3 protein-coding genes are annotated in these 4119 nt (G+C 41.9%); all 3 read right to left on the bottom strand.

Going from position 1 to position 4119, the window contains the following annotated elements; all coding sequences use genetic code 11:
• Positions 1 to 590 (bottom strand): hypothetical protein (locus ACOCD9_RS20410; protein ID WP_419548295.1); only part of this gene is annotated, 590 nt, incomplete at its 3' end.
• Positions 591 to 1210: 620 nt separating this feature from the next.
• Positions 1211 to 2746: a bifunctional phosphoribosylaminoimidazolecarboxamide formyltransferase/IMP cyclohydrolase gene (gene purH / locus ACOCD9_RS20405; RefSeq protein WP_419548294.1), complete on the bottom strand. Its 1536-nt coding sequence runs from the start codon at positions 2744 to 2746 to the stop codon at positions 1211 to 1213.
• Positions 2747 to 3171: 425 nt separating this feature from the next.
• A complete protein-coding gene (locus ACOCD9_RS20400) occupies positions 3172 to 3888 on the bottom strand; it encodes a polysaccharide deacetylase family protein (protein ID WP_287700045.1) in 717 nt (238 codons plus the stop codon).
• Positions 3889 to 4119 lie beyond the last annotated feature (231 nt).

Below are 4119 nucleotides of genomic sequence, written 5' to 3'. Positions count from 1 at the left end.
TTTTGCAACTCTCGAAAGTTATTTTCAACTAACGGGAAAATTTTTTCGGGAAACGGCTCATTTAGATCAATTGGATTAAATCTCTGAAGTTCTTTTATAGAACGAATTGTTTTATAAACCTCAACGTGCTTGATATACTTCAGAAACTCATTGATCAATTCTTTGCTGTTAGCAGAATCACCTGCGAAATGAATTTTGGACTCTATGATTTCAACTATCTCTTGGTGATTCTTAAGAATGAAATCTTTCTCTATGGCTTCGCTTGCGGCTTCAGGTAAAGTATTTTTTTCGGCACTCAAAGACTTTATTCGCTTCCACATCACATTGTCTTTTTCTAGTCTTAAATATATAGGCCAGTAAAACTCGGAAATCTGTCTTTCTATAAACTCAAGTTCTGCATTGTATCGAGACATAGCAAGCTGATTTTCCAACTCAGCAATTAATTGCCTCTGACGATATTTTTCGTTGGTCTCATTTTTAAATATCTCGAATCTTCTATTTACCCAATAGCCTGCCAACAAAACAATGCCACCAAGTAACAGTTTATCAATGACCAATTCTATTAACTTTTCTATGAAATTTTCAGACATAGCCAGTTGAAGACTCTCCTTTTGAAATACTTCATACTTACACAATTTAACCACATCAGCTAAAAGCTTTCGCCTACTGAATCATTAATATACCTAAACAGTCACTTAACTATGTCCCTACATTTAGTTCAGCGGCATAACTAGGGATTATACGAAAACTTTCCGCATAAAACTCTCCAGAGTAACGATATAGGTCAACTTTCGGCATTTTAGGCGCAATCGCCAGAACTTTTCCCTATATCACACCCAAAAGCGTGTTAACCAGATGAGCTTACTGCAAACAATCTCCTTTAAGGAGACTTATCACAGAAGCCTTCTAGAGTTCTAGCAAAGATTCTTAGATATGACTGCACTTTGTCACAAAATTTTACTATTATTTTGACACTTTTAATAGTTGGAGAGGAAACATTAATCGCCAAGTCTGGTCAATTTTTGTCCAAAGCATTTCAGGAAATGACCTGAATAAATAGCCAGACATAGCGCTATTTTCTTTGTTCCCAAAAAGCTGGCCATCCTCGTGCTTTTGGCAAATTTAAGACTATTGAGTCAGGGAAATTAACCGATAATTAATAACTTGTTGGGGTGCGTTAATTTAAGCATCAACACACCCTAACTTTGTATTAATGCAAGAAATGACGAATGCCTGTTAAGACCATAATTAAACCTAACTCATTAGCGGCTTTAATTGAATCCTGATCTTTTAAAGAACCTCCCGGTTGAACAATTGCCTCGATGCCAAACTGGGCCGCCGTGCGAACAGAATCATCAAAAGGGAAAAAACCATCACTAGCTAAATAGCCACCTTTGGCTGCTTCTGCTGCTTGTTCGAGGGCAATTTTTACCGAACCAACGCGATTCATTTGCCCCGCACCAACACCTAAAGTAGTTTGATTTTTTGTCACCACAATAGCGTTAGATTTAACGTGCTTAGATACCTTCCAAGCAAACAGTAATTCCGCTAATTGTGCGGGGGTGGGTTGTTTTTCCGTCACCACGCGCCACTCGTCCGGGGTTTCTATCACGTCATCCGATGCTTGCACTAGAAAACCGCCGGCGATAACTTTTACCGTTTGTTTTTCCCCCTGACTTAAATCTGGTAGGGTTAAAATCCTTACTTTTGATTTTTTAGCCAGAATATCCCGGGCGACCGGGCTACAATCGGGGGCAACCACGCATTCTAGGAAGGTTTTCGTTAATTCTTTAGCGGTTGCTTCATCTATGGCTTGATTTAGGGCAACAATACCCCCAAAAGCGGAGGTAGAATCGGCATTAAAAGCTTTAGTATAAGCTTCCACTAAACTACCACCGATCGCCACTCCACAGGGATTAGTGTGTTTCAAGATAGCGGCGGCTGGTTCTTCTGGTCCGAATTCGGCGATTAAACGGCGGGCTGCTTCTAAATCGACTAAATTGTTATAACTTAGTTCTTTTCCCTGTAATAAGGTTGCTTTTCCCCAACCGTGAGCCATTGTACCGCTGCCGTACCAAGTGGCACTTTGGTGGGGATTTTCGCCGTAACGCAGGGTTTGCAGGGCATTTCCCGCCAAATTAAAGCGAGTCGTTTCCCCGTTTAAGCTGGCGAAATAGGCGGCGATCGCACCATCGTAGGCATTGGTTAAAGCGAAGGTTTCCCCCGCCATTTTTTGACGGAATTCCAGGGAGATTTCGCCGTTATTTTGCCGAAATTGGCTTAAATACTGCTCGTAATACTTCGGGTTACTGATGACAGTCAAATGGGCGAAATTTTTAGCTGAGGCGCGTAACATCGCCGGACCACCGATATCGATTTGTTCGATCGCCTGAGCGGTGGTAACATCAGGATTGGCGATCGTCTGTTCAAAGGGATAGAGATTAACCACCACCAAATCAAAAGGACGAATTTGATTAGCCTCCATTTCCGCTAAATCTGACTGCCAATCCCGTCTAGCCAAAATACCGCCATGGATGCGAGGATGGAGAGTTTTCACCCTTCCGCCCAAGATTTCAGGAGAGCCTGTGTATTCTCCCACTTTAATCACGGGAATTCCCGCCGCTTGGAGCGTTTTGGCGGTTCCTCCACTGCTAATAATTTCAAAATCAAATTCTTCTGTTAGCTGACGGGCAAAGTCAACTATTCCGGTTTTGTCAGTCACGCTGATCAGCGCTAAACGTCCCATAGTAGTGATCTATAAGCAACAATTTCAGTATATCCCAGCCCTAACCCGTTAAAAATTAAAAAAAGTAGGTTAGTAAATAAGCTGTTCGTAATTTAAATTGCTTGTTGAGACGAGGCAAGAGGCAAGAGGCAAAAGGCAACAGTAAAAGGATTGGCGGAGGTTCGGCTAATTTAAGAATAAGCTGTTTAAATACGTCTTAGCTTAATCAGCTGCTTCTATATTTTCGTCTCTCAAATATCAACTTATGCCAAGAAAAAAATTGCAACTACTCTTGGAAAGATTTAGTCTGACTTGTTAAAAAATACAGGATTTTTCATGGTAACGAAGTCCATCTAGATTAGTGAAAACCTCTTGGCAACCCTTATCGCCAAATGTTGTCAGATTACCATCATCTTTTCTTGTCCTTAATGCCTAGAAAATGTCACCTAATAACGTTTGTGATCAACTAATTGACTGAGAGTCACCACCTGATAACCTCGATCGTGTAATTTCGCTAATAAATTCTTCAGCACGATCGCCGTGTTTTCATCTCTTTCGGGAGACCCACCGTGAAGCACTAAAATCGCCCCGGGGAAAATAAATTGCGAGATATACCAAGTGGTAAATTGAGGGTGATTCGTTGCTTTTCCGGTATCTAAAGGGATCATGGAAGCGAGGGCAAATCGGGACTCATAGCCGGGGAATTTCCCCAAAAACGAGCGCATAGATTGATTATAGAAGGCTTGACCGGGACGATACCAGCGCGGTGCAAGACCGGCAAGACGACTTAAAATATCGTTAGCTTCCCGAAACTGACTAGCAAAAGCGTCGGCAGCCAGTTGACTGGTACGCAGATCTTGGGTGCCGTGATTAGCGATTTCGTGACCTTGGGCGATGAGGCTCTCAATCAAGGTGGAGTTCGGTTGTAGGTGTCCCGTAATCAGAAAAAAAGTCGTCTTGACGGGGGTTGCTGGGCTGGCTTTTTCTCGATTATGAGTTGCGATCGCTGCTAAAATGCGATCGGTGGATTTTCCTTCGGGATCGTTGGGAGTGGGTGCATCATCGATGGTAAGAGCGATAATTTTCTCTCCTGTGGGTTGATAGAAAATTGCCCCTGGGAAAAGTCGAGCGACGATCGAGATAATTAATTTGGCAATACTCATTTCGGGGGTTAAGGGATGAGAGGAGAAGCAAAGATTAGTGATTACAGCCCAGTGACTGAAAGATTATTTCTATAGTAGATATTAGACCTCTTAGACCTCTTGCATAAATCCGAAAACAAACGATAGAAACAATAATGGGAGGGACTTTCAGTTAATTATTTATTAGTAGTTGATAATCTTCAAAAATGTTGCTGTACAAGGATCGACTTAAGACTTTTGCAAGAGGTCTAT

It is taken from the genome of Microcystis sp., assembly GCF_048564745.1.
Classification (GTDB): Bacteria; Cyanobacteriota; Cyanobacteriia; order Cyanobacteriales; family Microcystaceae; genus Microcystis; species Microcystis ichthyoblabe_A.
The sequence above is the reverse complement of the archived record's forward strand: the minus strand, read 5'-3'. Positions and strand labels throughout refer to the sequence as shown.